The sequence below is a fragment of the Mesorhizobium sp. M0615 genome, from assembly GCF_040320805.1.
Lineage (GTDB): Bacteria > Pseudomonadota > Alphaproteobacteria > Rhizobiales > Rhizobiaceae > Mesorhizobium.
The window spans coordinates 453,294-472,582 of the sequence record NZ_JAMYQI010000002.1; the positions used below are offsets into that span (position 1 = coordinate 453,294).

The window sequence follows — 19,289 nt, forward strand, 5'->3', positions numbered from 1 at the left end:
CAATCTTTCGTTGTTCGCCGAAGTCTGCCAAGCCAGTCCCAATGCTGGCTCGCCGCGATCGGCTAATTTCTTTTGCCCGGCCCTGTGGATGCCGAAACCCGGATGCCGGCGTTCGGGTTCTGAGCCGCAAGTGCCTGCGCGACGAATGGGAACTGCCATGCCACCTGATCCGTCAACAGCGACCACTTGTCGTTTGCGAATGCCGGGATCGTCAGATCGAGCGCAAAATCGCGATCGTCCGGCGAGGCTCGTCTCGCGGCGCCGCCAAATTGCCAGTCCGGAACTTCCAATGGTGAAGCCTCGGTTCCCTTCTCAGGAGCGCGCGAGAGAGGGGCAGAGTTCTTCGCAGGCGTAGGATCCGCTGATGCCTCGCCGAGCGCCACCCTCGACTGAGATGTTGTTGTGTTGGCTGAAGTCGGGATCGGGCCAAGGGGCCAGGCACCTAGTGCTGAGAACTCGCTCTGCAGCCCGGCCCCAGTGCTTTGGAGCTGAACGTGGATGCCGGAGGGAATCGGTGGGATTTCCGGCTGGTCGCGACCCGCTATTTCCGACTGCAGGATGTTGGCATCTTGGCTGGTAACAGCACCGCTGAGGTCGAAATCCGCGATCGAGACCGGATCGATCAAGGACCAGGCTGCGAAGCCCTGCCCCGGATTTGCGGCCGCGCCGGAGATCAGCTTCACATCGGCCTTGGTGTATGCCGCATCTCTGTTTGCGTCGCCGATATAGCCCACAACCTGTAGGGCATCGTCGCTGGTCGTTGTTGTCGCCTTGCCGTTTACGCTTGCAACAGCAACATGCAGGATCTGGGTATCTCCGTAGATCGCTGTGCTGGGCACAGACGCAATGAGGGAGACGATGTTCAGGGTGCCGCTTCGCAGCGCGCTGCTGCTGGAAACGGTCACGGTGGCCTGCTTCGTCCCATCAGGCTTCAGGGTGCTGCCAAATGTGAGTTTCGTGCCTTTGGGAAGGTCGGCTCCGGCCGTTGCTCCAGTTATGGTGAGCAGGGCCGGATCATAGTCCACAGTGAACACTAGCGACTTGACGCCGCCAAGGCTGCTGAAACTCACAGGCAGTCCGTTGGCGCGGGCGGGAACATCCACTTTCTGGCCCGGACCGCGCATGAAGTCGAACAGGCTGATAATGCCGTTTCCTACGCTCTTGACGTCGAAACCAGCGATAAAATCGTCGCCAGGAGTTCCATCGCGATTGCCATCCAGGTCGTCGCGGCTGTCATGCAGGGAATTCTCACCGCTTCGCAGCATGACACGGTAGTGATCGAACGGAAGGATGCCACCGACATTGAGATCGGGTAGCTGTGCTGTCCCGGGATCCTTAGCCGTTGGCTCCTGGCTGTGCTTTAACATAGATTCTGGGCTGGCGTTCTGGCTACCATATTGCCGGATTGCTCCCGTCCGCAGGAAGGTGAAGCCCGCCAAATCATCGTCGATGACGATCGAGCCGTCGATGCGACCGACCCCCTGCCCGATCAGCATGACGTCGGTGGGACCGCGTGCGTTTCCCTCGCCTGGATGGATATTGAACGTCGACGGGTCGAAGGCGTGATTGAAGCGCACCCGGAAGCCTGTCGCCGTCGGCGTGAAGCTTTGCACCACCAGCCAGTCGGTGTCGACCACAACACTGGTTCCGGAGGAAGCGCTGAACGTGCCGTCCTCGTTCGTGGCGCTGGCGAGGATGGTGAAGCCGCCGCGTGTGTCATAGTCATGCGTTGCGGTCGTAGCGCTTCCGGCCAGGGAGTCGACCAACCCATCGCCCCAGTCGACCCTCCAGAGGGTGATCGTGTCGTCACCGGGATCGGCAGCCCCAAGCGTGATGGTGTAAGGGTCACCCGCGATAGCATGTGCTGGACCGGTGACCGTGATTGTCGGCGCAACATCAGCGACGTGGATCGCAAAGCTCTGCTCGCTCGCGGCGCCGTGCGCATCCGTGACGCGCAGGGTCACATTGTGCGTGGCGTCACCATCGCGCGCCGTCCACCTGAACGCGCCTGTGTCCGGGTCCACCATCGCGCCGGCCGGGGCAGTCACAAGCGAGAAGACAAGCTTGTCGCCTCGGTCAGGATCGCTCGCGACGGGCACGAAGGCCACCGTCTCCCCCTCCTTCAGCGAGCGGTCGGACAATGCTGCGAGCGACGGCCCGTCATTGAGGCCATTCACCGCTATGGTCACGCGAGCCGTGGACAGCGCGCCGGAGGCGTCCTTGACCGTATAGGTGAAACTGTCGCTCGCCGTCTCACCCGCGGCCAGCGCCGCGAAGGCGCCGTTCGGGTCGTAGTCGTAGCTGCCGTCGCTCTTTACGGCTACGCGGGCCCCGGAAACAAGAGCCAGCACTTGGCCAATGTTCGCAGCCGACCCGTTCACCGCGAAGAGGGCAAGCGTGTCGCCGCTGTCCGGGTCGGTATCGTTGGCGAGAATGCCCTGGGCTGCTGCGACGCTCAGTGCGGTGTTCTGGTCAGTCGCCGCTGAATCGTCGACCGCCTTCGGCCCGTCGTTCTGTCCGGTGATCGAAACGGTCACGGTTGCGGTCGAGGCTGCGCCTGCAGCATCGCGCACCGTATAGATGAAGACGTCCTGGGCCGTTGCGCCCGCTGCGAGATGATCGAAGGCCCCGTTCGGATCGTAGGTAAAGGTGCTATTGGCATTGAGGATGACTTTGCCGACGGTCCCAGCGGTGTCGAAGCTGATACTGTGGGTGTCGCCTTGGTCGACATCAGCGAAAATCGGCGCGAGAAGCACCGCCGGGCCGTCCTCCATGGCTTCGCCGGCTACATCCTGCGCCACCGGCGCATCGTTCACCGGCGTGACTGTGAGGTTGAAGGTGTCGAAGGCTGACAGTTCACCGTCGCTCGCCGTCACCTTGAGGCCAAGGACTCCGTTGAAGTTCAGCGGCGGCGTGCCCGAGAAGGTCAGCGTCGAGGCATCGAAGGAGAGCCAGCCTGGCAGCGGCTCACCGGTGGCAATCGTCGCTGAAAGGGTGAGAGCATCGCCGTCCGGATCCTTGAAGACGAGCGCAGGAAGCGTGAAGGTCCACAGTGCATCCTCAGGCGAGGCCTGGTCCGCGATTTCCTGTTCCAACACCGGTGTGTTGTTGCCAGCCGTGACCTCAATGCGCACAGTCGCGATGTTGCTGGCCAGAACGCCGTCGCTTGCCTGGTAGGTGAAGCTATCGGTGCCGAAGAAATTGGTTTTCGGTGCATAGGTGAAGCTACCGTCCGGATTGAGCGTCAGCGTGCCATTGGTCGGGCCGGCGACGAGAACCGGCGTCAGGGTGTCGCCGTCGACGTCGCTATCGTTGGCAAGGACCAACACCACCAGGCTGCCGTCCTCGGCGACGTATGCGATATCATCGGCGGCGACTGGCGCGTCGTTCACCGGCGTGACGGTCAGCGCGACCGTCGCGATGTTGCTTTCGGCGGTGCCGTCGAACGCCTTGTAGGTGAAGCTGTCGGTGCCGAAGAAGTTGGCGTTCGGTGCATATGTGAAGCTGCCGTCCGGATTGAGCGTCAGCGTGCCGTTGGTCGGCCCGGAAACCAGGACCGGCGTCAGCGTGTCACCGTCGACATCGCTGTCGTTGGTGAGGACCGACACCACCAGGCTGCCACCCTCGGCAACGCTTGCAAGGTCATCGGCGGCGACCGGAGCATCGTTCACCGGCGTGATGGTCAGGGCGACGATCGCGATATTGCTCTCGGCGATGCCGTCGGACGCCTTGTAGGTGAAGCTGTCGGTGCCGAAGAAATTGGCGTTCGGTGCATAGGTGAAGCTGCCGTCCGGATTGAGGGTCAGCGTGCCGTTGGTCGGCCCGGTGACGAGAATCGGCGTCAGGCTGTCGCCGTCGACATCGCTGTCGTTGGTGAGCACCGGCACGACGACGCTGCCGTCCTCGGCTGCGGTCGCCATATCACCGATTGCCAGCGGCGCGTGGTTTTGGTTCGCGGCATTAATCGTGAGCGCGACGGTCGCGATGTTGCTTTCCGCCGAGCCATCAGAAGACTTGTAGGTGAAGCTGTCTGTGCCAGAGAAGTTGGCCTTCGGCGCGTAGGTGAAGCTCCGGTCCGAATTGAGCGTCAGCGTGCCGTTGGTCGGTTCGGTAACCAAGATTGGCGAGAGTGCGTCGCCATCCACATCGGTGTCGTTGGCGAGGACCGAGACAGCCACGCTGCCACCCTCGGCAACGCTTGCAAGGTCATCGGCGGCGACCGGTGCATCATTCACCGGCGTGACGGTCAGCGTGACCGTCGCGATGTTGCTCTCGGCGGTGCCGTCGGAGGCCTTGTAGGTGAAGCTGTCGGTGCCTGAGAAGTTGGCCGTCGGCGCGTAGGTGAAGCTGCCGTTCAGATTGAGCGTCAGCGTGCCATTGGCTGGTCCAGTGACCAGGACCGGCGTCAGCGCGTCGCCGTCGACGTCGCTATCGTTGCCAAGCACCGCCAGGATGAGGCTCCCGTCCTCGGTCACGCTTGCGATGTCATCGGTGGCGACAGGTGCATCGTTGACCGGCGTCACTGTCAGCGTGACTGTCGCGACGTTGCTTTGTGCGAAGCCATCGCTGACCCGGTAGGTGAAGCTGTCGGCACCGAAGAAATTCGTCTTCGGAGCATAGGTGAAGCTGCCGCCGGGGTTCAGGGTCACGGTGCCGTTTGCCGGTTCCGTCACGACCGATGGCGTCAGGGTATCGCCGTCTTCGTCGGTATCGTTGGCGAGAACGGCAACCACGACGCTGCCATCTTCGGCGACCATCGCTTCATCGTCGGACGCTATCGGCGCATGGTTTCCCGGCTGACCTTCGGTGACGAACTCGACGTCGTCGATGATGACCTGGCTACCGAGCGCACCAAAGCCGAGCAGGTCGAAATAGAGCTTCAGCGGTGTATCGGCCGGAATGCCGGTGAGATCGAATTCCACCGTGACCGCAGCGTCAGGAGGCAGCTTTCCATTCTGGTCGAGGCCGGTCAGTCTTATCCGCGACGAGGCGAAGACGGTGCCGTCGGACTGGATGTTGAGCGCTGCGTCGGTCCTGGAGAGCCCGTCTACAGCGATCGGTTTTCCATCCGACCCGATGAGCGCGAACTCAAAGGCATCGCCGGGGTTCTGTGAGCTGTCACCGAAGTGGACGCCCTTCAGTTTGAAGCGCAGCGCCAGTGTGTTTTGCGGAACGCTGAACTCCTGTGTGGCGCGGGCGCCGACCCTGTCGCTCTCGCTCAAAGTGAGGACGCCGGAGCCAATCCCGGCACCTCCTGTGACGATCCAGCCGGAACTCCCGGTGTTCGGGTCCGAGACGCCGAACGACCAGTTGATGCCAGCCGGAGCGGTGCCGCCCGGACCGAGTTCAGCCAGAAGCGCGTTCAGGTGGAACTCGGCTTCAAGTGCGCTTGCGACGCTTTCCTCTGGCGCGGCGGCAAGCACCGCCTTCAGTGCTTCGACATCGGCGGCAGAGGGGAGGCGCCGTACGCCGACAGGGAGGCTCGCAAACATCACGCTGTTTGGATCGGGGGAGTGGCCGAGACCAAGGATATGTCCAACTTCGTGGATCGCTGCCGTGAGGAGATCGATCCGGCTCGATGCGTCGGTCCCAGCCCGCGCGAGGAAGACGTTGGGTTCGGCTGTGGACTCAAACTCGCTATTATCGCGCGGGGTCGGATCGACAAACCAGCCGAAACCGGCTGCATTCGAATCTAGGGTAATCGCCACCGACGTTGATTCAGCCAGTTGCGATTCAGACAAATCGCCAAAACTCCATACTGCAGACTGAAGGGCACCGGGAGGTGGCTCTAAACTGCCTACCCATGACGACTCGGCCAACGCCTCCAAGTCACTAACAACCCAGTCGCTGGCCATATCACTTCCCAGCGCTGAAACAGTCGCCTCTCTAGGAGGCAGATACATATCACCAGAGTTGCCTGGCGATAACAGACTACCAATCACTACGCTACGCGTTCCAATCGTTCCACGCAATAACTCTGCAATGCTTCCACTCGGTGTTTGAGACAGATCTACGTCATAACGTACATTTCCATCACGGTAACTAATGATCTGTATATTATATAGCCATGATATCTCATGAACGCCATCCGACTGTGTCAACTCAATGTGATCACCGACCGTTTGCCACGAAAATATACGATGTTCAGGCCGCGCCGCTTCAATAACTAGCGTATTCGACCCAGTAAACCCAGCAACAACACCGCCGTCGACGATATGCGTCTTTGCTCCACCGGCCCAATAAAAAACATCACCAAATTGACCGCCCAAATCAAAATCGTCGTTATTTGACATCCTGACTACATTTGACGAAAATGCTTCGTTTGGGTCACCAGAATTTCCGGCAATACCGACTTGGATGTCTTTTCCACTATATAACGTATCCGCCAGTAAGCTTCTTGCAAAGTCTGTTTTGGAGAATTGGCTACTTGGATTATCACGAACAAAGTCAATGATGAACGACAGGTCATTCGTATAACTTTTGCGATTGTGCTCCGCAAAATTGTACATATCGAGTAGGCTTCCGACACTAGTGCTAAAGTAGACAACGCTTCCAGAATGTTCCTTCTGCGGCGTAAACACTGCCGAGAATAACAAGCTATCTTGTTGGGCCAGCGGGACGCCTTTCTCAGCCAAGGCGGCCCTGATGAAGGGAACTGCGACCCCGTTGGTCATTATGTCACCCGCGGCCACGAGACTCAAAATCGCTGCTTTGGCCGCAGGTGATGACAATGTCGGCACCCAATTGCCGACGAGATCGTCGGTGTGTACGAAATTCGTTATCGGCAATCCTTTGCGCGGACTCTCAGCTCCAGGGCTCCCATCGGTGTAGGTCGAAACGACATAGGTCGGGCACCTAGTCGACAGTAGCTGTTGAGTGAATAGTTGAGCGACAGATCCGCCAAGACTATGCCCCCCGATAAGCACTTTCTGTATGCCGTTGGTCGGATCGTCAAGATATGCAACTACGGCATCAAGAAGCGGTTTGAATTTGTCGAGGTGCTTTTGAAATGGAACGTAGTCGAGAAAATCGCTGGTCTGATCCGTTCCCCGAAAACTTATCTCAAGCGTCCGCCGTCCATCAACAATCCCCGTTAGGACCATTGCATTGGCTTCAGCATGATCTCCAAGCAATGTCTCTTTACTATCGATGGCTGCATATATGCCATTAACAAAAGAATAGTGTAACATTCCGTTAGGATCGTAGTCCGCCGGCAAGAGGCCGAGTTCCATAGCTGATATAGTATGCCACTTCCGAGAAACAGCAGCCGCAGTCAGGTTAGTGTTATCCGTCGCCCCCTCCGCGAAAGCGAGTAGCTCCTCCTTCTTCCCATTGAGTGTCGGAATTGAACCATAGACCTCATCATTTAGCTGCATCATCTCGACAGCGACGCTACCACCTGTGAGTTCGATGCTATTGTTGATTAAATCATCGAAGGTTACTTTCTCGAAATCCGTGGAGTTTACCCCGAAACTTGCTGATGGGTTAACACTACTCCGGATCTGGACAACCGTTTGAGTCCACGTCGCTCCATGATCATTAAATTTGACATCGAATGTGTAGTCGTTTGGGCGTCCGGGCAACCTCAGAATATCTAGGCCATTATTTATCTTATTATTTGACTTATCTCGATCAGTTTCCGTGCCTCCATCAACCGCCTGAACAATTCCGGCGCCACCGAAATCTGATGGAACTGCAACTGTGTCATTGCCTGGCCCTGCATAGAACGTGTTCTCATAGTTCCATCCAAGAGTACTGCCGTTGCCAACGTCTTCATTTTGATTCGCTTGATTTGGAAGGGTGACGACGTCGTCGCCACCGAGGCCGTCGTAGATATCAGCATCATCCGCAATGGCGGCCATCTGATCCAGCCTCAGCGCATTGAAATTGACAGGGTCGGCCTCAGGGCTGAATAGATGTGGGGACTGCTGCGAAGCCATACCCCTTGGCGTGCCACCCAAATAGATCGGTGCATTTGGGCTGTTCGGCGCGGACGGTCGAGTGACGCCAGACCACACTGCAAAATCTGCCCTCACATCGATGAGACTGTTGACGCCCGTGCGCAATCCGGTGAACGGGTCAAACAGGGTGGCATTCGAAGTCAGATCGTCAATCGCCCAATTGTAGGTCGGCGATCGCGCGCCGACCGGATGTTGCAGTGAGTTTTCGACCTGAGCGATGAGCGCGGTCACGTCAAACACGAGAACGGCGCCGTTGCCGGTATATGTGCCGTACAGATATTTGCCGTCTGCGGAAAGCGCAACGCTGCTGCCAAAAGCGTAGGGGATCATTCGAGTTGCAGCGACAAGGCCCTTCGGGCCGGTCATCGCAGGGTAAAGCCCGAATGGATCGCGGATGACGCCGATATTGCTGCCGGCCGGCTCATTTGGGTTGGCGTCGGGATCGTGCGAGTCAACACCTTGGACAAAACGGTTGTATCCGTAGACAAAACCGTAGCGCAGATCGTCGGTGAACACGACGTCACTCGCGTTGTTGACGTCAAAACTGTCGAAGTTATCAGGCCCGAATGGTGAATCCAGAGTGATCGAAATATTGCTGTGCAGTTTCCACGTGCTGCCGTCTTTCTTGAGCACAACTAAACCAGTGCCGTCCGACGAGCGATCGGTCACCGCGATGAACTCTTCCCCTTTCGGCCCAACAAGCGTCCGGACGGCGAATAGCTCCTCAAGGCCCGGCGCGCTGAACTCGGTGGAATGTACTTGCGAGAAGATCGGCCCGACCGCACCGGCTATCGCGAGGAGGGCTTTCGGGTCCGGCAGGTCCACGATAATCAGCTTGCCGGGTGTCGTTGCGGTGCTGGTGCCTGTGAGAAACTGGTTAGGCGCGGCGACGACCAGTTGGCGCCCATCCGGCGTGAGCTTCAAGTCGCGCAGGCCGAAATGTTGGGGCACGCCGCTGCTCATATCGGTGACGTCTTTCACGACGATAGTGCCGACATGCTTGTTGTAGGTGGCGGACGCCGGGTCCACATCGATGACGTAGATCGCACCATTGTTCATGTCGCTCACGTAGGCCCATTTATCCGAGGCATCGATAGCGATGTCCCATGGCGCAGCGTTGGGCGCGTTGATGAACTTGATGAAGTTCACTCCATCTGTGTTAGGCTTCGCCGGATCATCCGGAAGTACGTCTACCTGACGCATCAGCATCGTATCGACGACGGCTATACCTCCGCTTCGCAGCGTGACGTATGCGCGAGCCTTGTCGCTGGTGATCGCCACACGGTTGGGCATCACCGCGTTTCCCGCCACCGGCCGGCCGTTGTCTTCGAGATTGCCGAGTGGAATTCGAGCGACAAGTTCGGGCAACTCGTTGTTGTCATTCGCAACCTGGCGAATGACCGCCAGTTGATCGGCCGTGCCGTTCTCAAAGGTGCCGCCAGGCACAGCAACGAAGACGTTCTCTTCTCCCGGGTCAAGGAACTCCCAGTTGGAATAGACAGTCAAAGCGTCCCAGAACGAACCGGTCTGGCCGCTATCCCGCGCGTAGCTCGACCGTTCCCCGGTGAGCTCGTCGTTGGTGAGGACGTAGTTAAGGCGGCCGACCTGGAACGGCGTCGAACCGAGAGCAATGGAGTTCGGCGCACGGACCCAGAGTTCGCCGCCTTCCATGAAGCTTGGACGAACCAGCACGCCCTTGCTAACCGGAATCGCCTCGTCGGCTTCATGCCCGCGGATCAGATCGCGAATTTCCAGTTCGTCGGCATAGCCGAACAGCACCCGCAGATGGTCGAGGTCTGTGCCGGTGAGCGTCGGTGCCCCAGGCTCGCTCCAAACGAAGCGGTCCCCTTTCAGGACAAGCCAAGGCTCGATTCCCCGGCCCTTGTCGGCAAATTCGACGCGCGCCGATGTGATCGTCGGGCTGTGGTGGGTATCGGCCACTGGCTCGAAGTCGACACTGAAAGTGGTTTCGACTGTGCTGACTTCGCCAGGGCGAACATCTACGTTGGTTGTTGTCCTTACGAGATGACCGTCCACAGCGCGAGCGCTGAGGGTTATGTTCTGATTGCCTCCAGGCAGGGAAAGAGGAAATTGGCCCAAGCCGGCTGCGCCGACCAGGACGTTTCCGATGTTCGTGTAGGCGTATTGCTGGATGGTGCCGAAAGAGGCGCCGAGATCGGCAACGACGGTGCCGATCATGGCAGGATCGATGGCCGCCGCCATATAGGTGCCCCCGAAGCCGATGCCGCTCCAGATCGGGGAGGCGGTGCGGGCGAAACCGTTTGCGTCTACATAGCCGCTCTCGACTTCAAGCCAACCCTGTACGGTTCCGTCAGCGGTTGCAAAGTCGGAGAGCCGATAGAAGCGAACCGCGCTTCCCGGTTCCAGCGTGGTCGGAATCACAAGCTGCGCCGGGGCATCCAGCGTGGCGCCTTGGAGATCGATGTGGAACGCTGCGCCAAACCGGAACCCTTGGTCCTCGGGCAGAACAGGGATCGTCAAATCATCACGAGCAACACCTGAAATGGTGACGGTTACCTCTCGGCTTAAGGCTCCGGGAGCGATCGCTACCTGGAGGCCCTCGCCGGTCACGACCACGGCGCCTGCCTCGCCAACCAAAGTCGGGCCGAGCTGCGCGGCAACGACCCTGACCGGGACGCGGGCCTCCGCCATCTTGTACGTCGCAGTGATGGTCACTTCGCCGGACGCGAGCGCTGTGATCAGACCATCGGGCGAAACCTCGACAACGCCCGGCTTGTCAACATAGTAACGGGTCCCGTTCGCTGCGAAGGCCACGTTCGTGCTGGCATCCTGCGGATCGGTAAACAGCTTGATTTGACGCGTTCCGCCGTTGGCGGCCAGCGTGACTGCATCGGGATAGACGTCCGCGCCGAGGGTTGCGAGTAGATAGTCCTCATAGGTCTGCGCGCTGCCTACGAGGAATGCGGTTGCCGCTGTAAGTCGCCCGCGCGACGACACGACAGTACCGGCACCGGAAGCTCTTCCGATGAGCATGCCTCCGGAGACATCTGCTGCAACGGGATTGGTTGTCGACACGTTGAAGTAGGACGCGGGCAGAAGGACGTTGCTTTCATCCGCAAAGTCCCCGATCCACTGCATCTGATATCGTTCGCTGAGATTGATCCGGGGCTGACGCGTTACAAAATCGAATCTCAGCAGGGCAGCATCGGAGACACTGACGCTGATCGTGACCGGCGCCGAGTTCTGGTAACCGTCGTCGGCGACGATCGTGAAGCTTGCCTGCCCCGCAAAGCCCGCCTCGGGCACGAATACAATCGATTTCCCATCAGCAGACAGGCGCGCCGTGCCGTGCGTGGCCCCGAGCAACCGGACGAAAGTCGTGTCGGCTTCGGGATCGCTGACCAGATTGCCGATGGAAGCGGTGAGTTCGAGTTCCTGGTGGGTCTTGAATGTACCCGTAATCGCGATCGGCGCCTGGTTCGGCTGATACCCCAGGTTCTGGAACAGTAGCTGGGCGTCGGTGCTGTCGACGGTGCCGTCCTGGTTCGCGTCAGCGGTGGGCGTGTAGCCAGCCTGGCCCGCGCTCGCGCCGTTGGCGGCAAACGTCAGGGCGGCATCGGTTCCGTCCACCTTGCCGTCCCGGTTGGCATCGCCGGCAACGAAAAGCTCGAGGCTGTAGGCGCCGGCGCTCTCGGCATCTGCGCCGCGGACGGTCAGCAGCTTCAGCCCAGCCTGGTCGATCTTGTACAGCGCGAAAGCGCCATTCGCCCCCGCCCGGCTAGCGACAAGAGTTGCTCCCTGAAGCTCCGGAACAGCAAACGTTGCACCTCCGGAAGTGGGCTTAAGGATCACGCCGAGATAGAGGGAGCCGCCATCGGTGGATTCGAGCTCGGACGGCCGGATCGTAAAGGTCAGCCTGTTCGTCCCGCCTTGCGTCAAGGTTTCATGGGCGGCGTCTGCGAGATAGCCGGTTGCGACACCGAGATCAGCGGTGACCGGAAGCTCCGCTCCCGCCGCATCGATTGCCACGCCCGGCTGCCCGGCGTCGCCGCTCACCAGTGTGAGCCGGTGATCTGCGTCGTAACCGTATCGCCTCGACGTCGCGGTGATCAAATTCCTCACCAGCGTGAGATTGCCTTGCGCATCATAGAGATACGCGAACGAGCGGCCGTCGGTGGTGATGGCCCGTGTGATGCCATGCTCCCCGCCGATGAAGGAAACTCCATCGCCGTTCGGGGCAAAGATGCCGCTGTCGGCAACGGTCAGCGCTACACCGTCGGTGAAGCGGATCGAGGTCACGCCGGCCTGGGAGTCGACGACATAGGCGGTTCCATCTGGCCCGACGAGCTGGTACTCGCCGCGGGTGTCGAGCCCGGCCGGGTTGTAGGGCCTGCCGGTTGCAAGATCGTAGAACCGGTCGCCAACGCGAGAGAGCTGCGTCGCGGCCGTCTGCAAGGTCCACGTCACGCCAGCGTCAGCGCGGAAGGAAGGCGTGTAGTAGACGAGGCCCGGAATGCGGTGCTCTTGCGCTTCGAATGTGAAGCCGACCCGCTCTCCGGTCGGCAGAGTCACGTATACACGCGTGCCGTTCCTGAAGGCGCCGTACGAACCTAAGGCCTCGCGGCCGGTCGGCGGAACGTCGGTTTCTATCGCGACGTCCTTCAGAGCAAGTTGCCAGCCATTGCCGAAGCTGCCCGCCTGGGCGCGAGCAAGGGGATCGTAGTGCCTGACCAGAGCAATCTGGTGGCCGGCAAGCGTGACAGTGAGGTCATTCTCGGCACGCGGCAGTGCTTTGATGCTGTCGATCTCGACCTGAGTCTCGGCGCGCGCGGTCCGGCCGGCCACGTCGGCCGCCGTCAGACGCAGGCTGTAGATGCCGTTCGCAAACAGGGCAGGGTCGAGTTGCGCGAGCGCGCTATTCGTGATCGCGCCAGCCCCGGTAGCCAGGGTCGTCCACTTGCCCGATCCAAAATGCGCGATCTCAAGTTGCCAGCGATCGAGATTGGTATCGATCACTGACCCGACGACATCAGCCTTCGCGTCAAAGCGCCGACCCAGAAGGCCCGCCGCGAAGGAAACCTGCGGGGCCAGTATGTCGGCTGGGTCACGCACTTTGAGGATCGCCGTGCGCGTACCGACGAGCCCGTCTGCGTCGGTCGCGGTCGCCACGATCTCGCTCAGGCCCGGCAACCCGACCGGGATGCGGGCGCGCCCCTGGCCGTCGAGCGCGAGCAGGTTGCCGTTGTAACGCACTTCAAGCTTGGTGATGTCGGCAAAGCCCGTCGCGATGACGTGAACCAGTATTTCCTGGCCCGGCACGACCGGGAAGCTCGGTGTTTGCTCGATGACAATGCGCGGGAGATCTGGTGCGGTGGTTGCACGAAGCACGACCGGTTCGAGCACGCTCTCCTGCCCGTCAGATAACGTGGCGAGCACCAGATAGTCGCCGGCCTGGCCGGGACCCGGCGTCCAGCGGATCTCGCCTGTCGTCTCGTTGAGGGTGGCGCCTTCGGGCAGTCCGGTGGCGCCATAGGTCAATGTGTTCTGGGTATCCGGGTCTGTCCCTGCAAGCCGGAACACCAACTCGGTGCCGAGCACCACCTGATGGTCGGAGGACTTCAGGACCGGCGTGCGGTTTGTGTCCGCAATGGCGACCTGGACATCGAGCGTCGAAAGCGCGCCCGACGGATCGGTGGCGCCAAAACGGATCGTGTAGTCACCGGCCTGGCTGTAGCCGGGCGTCCAGGTGAACTTGCCGGTCTTACGGTCGAAGCGCGCGCCCTGCGGCAGGGGCGACAGCACGGAATAAACCACAGGATCCTGATCCACGTCACCCGAAAGCAGGGTGAAGGCCATCTCGGCAGCTTCCCGGCCGGCCTGCGGGAATATCGGCACGAGCTCGGGCGCGCGGTTCACGTTCTGCACCTTGAGCGTGATGGTCTCGGAACTCGCCTTGTTGCCGTCGGAAGCGGTAAACGTGATTCCCAAATAGTCGCCAGCGGTGAAGAAGTTCGGCGTCCACGACAGGAGCCCGGTCTTCGCGTTGAACGATGCCCCTGTCGGGAGGTTGGTAACCGAGAAGGTTATCGCGTCGTTGTCAGGATCGATTGCCTGCAGCGAAAGGGCGAAAGCCTCGCCTTCCCTCAGGGTGCGATCGCCGATCGGCAGCAGGACAGGCGCAGCATTGCTGGCGCGTACGACGAGGCTGATCGACTGGCGATCGAACAGCGCCGCGTAGGCGCCCGCGTTTCCGTCATCCGTTACCTGGAAGGTGATTGTCCGTTCGCCAATATCTGCTGCCGTTGGCGTCCAGTCGACGCGGGCGGTACCGTAGGTGGCGAGCGGCGTAATCGTCATGCCGGCAGGCATGTTCTCGCCGGAGAAGACCAGGCCAGTCTGATCCGGATCGCGTGCGCGCAGGATGAAACTCAGTGCCTGTCCGGGAACGGCGACCTTGTCGCCGATGATGTCGAACAACGGTCGCTCGTTCGGCGCCACCACGGTGGTGATGAAGCTCACCGCAGTCGTGCGAATATCTGCCTTGCCTTCAGCACCGCCGTCGTCGGTGGCACGGATGGTGATGAGATAGTTGCCGCGGTCATGGTCGACAGGCGCGAAGCGGATGATGCCCTTGTTGGCTTCCGTCTTCACGAAGGTCGCGAGGCCACCTAGGGCGGTCAGCTCGATCGGCGTCGTGTCGACGGCTGGCCCGCCGGCCGTCGGCTGCCGGCTCAGGTAGACCGACCATGTCAGCGGGTCACCGTCCGGATCGGACACCTCCACCGGAATCTTGAGGATCTCGCCGCGGTTGACGCTCTGGTTCACGGGCGTCGGCACCACCGGCGCGCGGTTGGCGTTGACGATATCGATGACGACATCACGCACCGTCACGGCCGGCGTGAGCCCATCTCCCGTGTCAGTCGCCGTGAAGCGAACGGTGTAATGTCCGGCCTGCGTATAGCCCGGTATCCAGCCGAAGATGCCGGTGACAGGATCGAAGCTTGCACCCTGCGGCAGGTTCTCGACGCCATAGGACACGGTGGGTGCCGTGCCATCAAGCGGCGTCAGGCTGCCGTCCGCCTTGCGATCCTGCGGTACGAAACCTGGATTGTCAGGATCGAAGGCGAAGGCGCGGAAAAAGAGCGGCTGGTTCTCCAGCAGTCGGAACGGGCCGAGCTCGTCGAATGCCGGCGCGCCGTTGGCATTCGCGACCGTGAAGGTCGTGCTGATCTCGGTGGTGTTGATGCCATCGCTGACGAGGAACGGGATCACATAGGTGCCCGCCTGGGTGAAGGACGGCGTCCACTCGAAGGCGCCTGTGTTCGGATCGAGGAAGGCGCCACCCGGAAGCAGCGCGCTGGAGAAGACGAGCGCATCGCCTTCCGCATCGTTCGCGCGCAGCCGGATGCGGATTGGATCGCCCTCGCGGACGATGCGGTCCGGCACCGGGGTAAGGCTCGGCGCCTGGTTGGTCGGCTCCACCAGTAGCGTGAATGTCCGCGCGACGGTGTTCACGCCGTCGGTCACGCCAAGAACCACGCCTTCATAGGTGCCGGCCTGACCCCAGCCCGGTGTCCACTGCAGCAATCCGGTTTCGCCGTTCAGCGACGCACCAGCCGGAAGCTGGTCGGCGAAATACTGGAGGTAGTCGCCGTCGGGATCGAAGGCCGCCAACCCAACGGCAAAGTTCTCGCCCTCGCGAACCCTTAGTTCTTCGGGCAGCTCCTGGATGACGGGCGCCTGGTTCCCGCCATCAACCTGAATGGCGTAGGCCTGTGTCGCGTAGCTGCCGCGGTTGTCGTAGGCGCGCAGCACAACGCTGACCTGAGCCGGGCTGTCGACCGTCGGCGACCAAGTCAGTAGGCCTGTGTTGGACAGGCCCATCCCTTCGGCGCCGTCGAGCAGGAGATAGGTGAACGGGTTTCCATCCGGGTCATGCGCGGCAAGTTGATAGGAATAAGGCTGTCCTGCGATCGCAGTGGTGACGGGTGCGGAATCGATGACGGGCGCCCGATTCGCGGCGGGAACGGCGAAAACGCCATGACCGATGGAAAGATGCTGCAGGGCGGAGTTGCCGATCGTGACGGTCTGCACGGTCGTGGACTGTCCGGGTGCAAGCCGGCCGTCAGCGAGAGCCTCTCCGAGATTGATGTACCAGAGTCCGCCCCCTTCGAACGTCGCGCCGGCAGGCTGACCCAGGAAATACTGCGCGGGGTCGAGAACCAGGGTGAGCGGCGCCAGAATGTCCGCGTCGCAGATGTTGGTGACCTTCACGTCATAGGAAACCGTGCCGTCGGCTCGGCTGGAGCGCACGGCGCTGAATTCGATTGTCACGAGCGCCGAAAGGTCGGTGATGGCAGTGAAGTCGCTTGTGAAGGCTGATCCCAATTCGGCATCCTGAATGCTCTTCAGATGCTCGCCCACCGTGAGCGTGTAGTCGCCGAATTCGAGCGGATCGAAAGAGAGGCGAACGGTGCGGGTTGCCACGTCATAGGTGGCGACCTCGAGCGCAACTGGCTCGCCCGTACCTTTCACAAGCGTATAGTTTGCAAGGTTCAGTACCGAACCGCCGTCTAGGCCGTCGCCCGCCAGCATGTCCTGGTCGAAGGTTACCGTGATCTCCGCGAAGGGCAGCGGCACTACGGATCCGTCCGGCGGATTCACGAATGCCACTTTCGGCGCCACGATCGGACTGACGACATCGATCTGATGCGACTGCGCAATCAGGACGCGGCCATCCGCCGTCGTCGCAAGCGTTTCGCCCCACGTCCCGTTAAGGGCGATCGCAACATGTTGGAGTGTAGCGAGGTCAACCGCGATCAACTGCGAGCCGCGGGATTGGCCGTCGGCGAGATTGTTCGAGATGAAAAGGAGACCTTCGAGCTTCGTGCCAGCCTTGCCGAAAGCAATGGAATCAACCTCGCTGTCAAAAGAAAGGACTCGTGTGGCGCGCCCCTTGGGGTTAAAGGTCACGACATCGCCCTTTTCGGGCCAGGTGGTGCCCCAGAGCTTGCCGTCCGGTGCGAATGCGAGATCGTCGACGCGGACCGAACTGAAGGCCGTAAAGGTGTGCTTCACCGGGTCGAAGATCTCGATGCCGCGTCCCGACGACACGTAGATCTTGCCGGTGGCCGGATCGACAGCCAGTGCCTGCGTGATGCTGTCGCCAAAGCGAGCCTGGATCTGACCTGTTGCCGCGTCCAGGAGGAGAAGTGCGCCACCACCGGTGGTGGCCCACAGCTGCCCTTGAGCGTCGAAGGCAAGGTCAAATATTGGCTCGTCCAGTGTTGCCAGCGGCTGCCTGGCATCGCCGCCGTTGTGATCGAATTTGTAGAGTGAGCCGCGGTTTGCACCGCCGCTTGCGTATACGCTGCCGTCCGCCGCCACCACGATGGCGAGGGCACCTATCCCGGCATGGCTTTGCGGGATTGCAGACGCGAACACCTGCGCACCAAAGGGACGGATCGTCGTGCCGAATTCCGGCAAGTCAGCCAGTGGCGTCGGGGCTGGAATGGCCTGCTGTGCCTGCAGGAAAAGTGGATTGGTGGAGGGTGTCGGCGATGGCGCCGGAGCCTCGCCGAGATCTTGGCTTGTGCCTCCCACGTTCGGCAGGCTGCCGAGGTTCGGCCCGGATCCGTCGTCGGGTGCCAGAATGCCCAGAGCCGGTTCCTCGGTGTTGCCCGCATTGTCCGTCGCCAGCGCCAGGAACTCATAGCTGTGACCGTTCTCTCCCTGGAAGATTCCGAAGGTCTCCGTTGTCTGGCGCTGCCAGATCTGAAAGTCGCCCCCGTCCTTTGCAACGTAGACGGTGACATGCTTGACGCCTGATCCGCCGGCGTCGTCCGTTGCGGTCCAGCGCACTTCGTAATTGGCGCCTTGTATGAGCTTCGCGATCAGCGTCGATGTCGGGGCCGCGGCATCCAGCGTCTGGGTAAGCTTGATCGTCTCCTGCGGGGCCATCGTATTGAAGAGCACCCGCGCCTGAGCTGTGATGGCCGTGCCGGTCGGCACGTCATCCTTCGGACGGATCGTATAGCTGACCGTGCCCTGCCCTGCCCCTTGCGCATTGTTTGCAGGCAGCAGTCCACGGGATGTATCCTGGATTAGTTCCCCCGTTTCAGGATCGATCGCCTGCAGCAGCCACGTCGCCGTTGCCGCGCTGATGTCGATGCCGGCGGAGACGCGCAGAATGAAACCCTTGGATCGCGTGAAGTCGAAGTCACCCTGGAACAGCGAGCGGCCATCCGGAATATGGACGTTGATGTCGCCGATCTTCAGATCGCCTAGGCGGAAAGAATAGGGGTCGAGGTCTGCGTCAAACTTGGTAACGATGCGGATCTCGCCAGGACGAGCCGAAGCGTTCTGCGGATTCTCGAACCCGATCGAATACGGAAGCGCTGCTCCCGCCGGCAGGAACTGCTCGTTGCCGACGCCTTGCGGGCCGGTGATCGACGCCAACTCGCCGACGGCCGCCGCCTGCTGGTAGTAGCGCGAGAAATCAAGCGGCGACAGTTCGCTCGACCCGGCCACCGAGCCGAATTCCGGCAGCGCCACCGTGCTCCCGCCGGCTCCGCGCTGTTCGAACCTGATCCACGGTACGAAGACGTTGAAATTCTCGAAGTACGTCCGCTGTGAAAGTCCCAGGTCGAAGTCCGAGTATTTCGAGAGCGCTGGTACCGGGATTTCGTATATGTAGCAGTCGTTCTGGCGCAACTCCTTATGGTCGATCGGCGCCAGCGTACCGGGCTTGTCGCCGTACCATTTATGGACCTGCTCGAAGAACGCGACGAGATTGCCGTCGCTGCGAATTTCCTGGCCGGCTGCGCCGAACAGCACCCCTGTCGTCAGCACCGAGATGACGCTCTGGACAACCGGATCTTGAGTAATCGGCGGAGCCTGATCAGCTGGCCGCAAGATACCTGCAAGTTCCAGCGCCGCAAGATAGCTGGCCTCCCAGGTCTTGGCGTCGGCGGCGAGGTTGATAAGTACCGCATTCGCGGTTGGATCGGCCAGCACCTTCGTTCTGAGGTTCGCCGCTTCGCCCTTCTGTTCGGCGACGAACTCGTCGCGCGTCATCGGCGTAGCCGCCGCTACGACATTAAATCGGAACGGGATGAAGAGCTCGCGACAGTCGTCAGGAATTGCGCCAAGTTGCGTATAGAGATCGTAGAGACCGGGATAGATCTGGTCGAGAGCCGTCGGGCCTGCATCCAGCTTGCCAACCAGGGCCGGAATCTCCGCGTACACTCGCTCTTTGAACTCATCCCAGGCGCGATCATGCATCTCGCGTAGGCCAGGATAGGTCGAAACGTTGAAACTCAGTCCGGTGAAGGCGCCGGCCGGCAT

Annotated in this window: 1 protein-coding gene; it reads right to left on the bottom strand. The window is 61.0% G+C overall.

What is annotated here, in order from left to right; genetic code table 11:
• Positions 1–62: 62 nt before the first annotated feature.
• The gene (locus NKI46_RS04980; RefSeq protein ID WP_352745141.1) at positions 63–19,289 is read right to left on the bottom strand and encodes an Ig-like domain-containing protein; all 19,227 of its coding nucleotides are present in this window, start codon (positions 19,287–19,289) and stop codon (positions 63–65) included.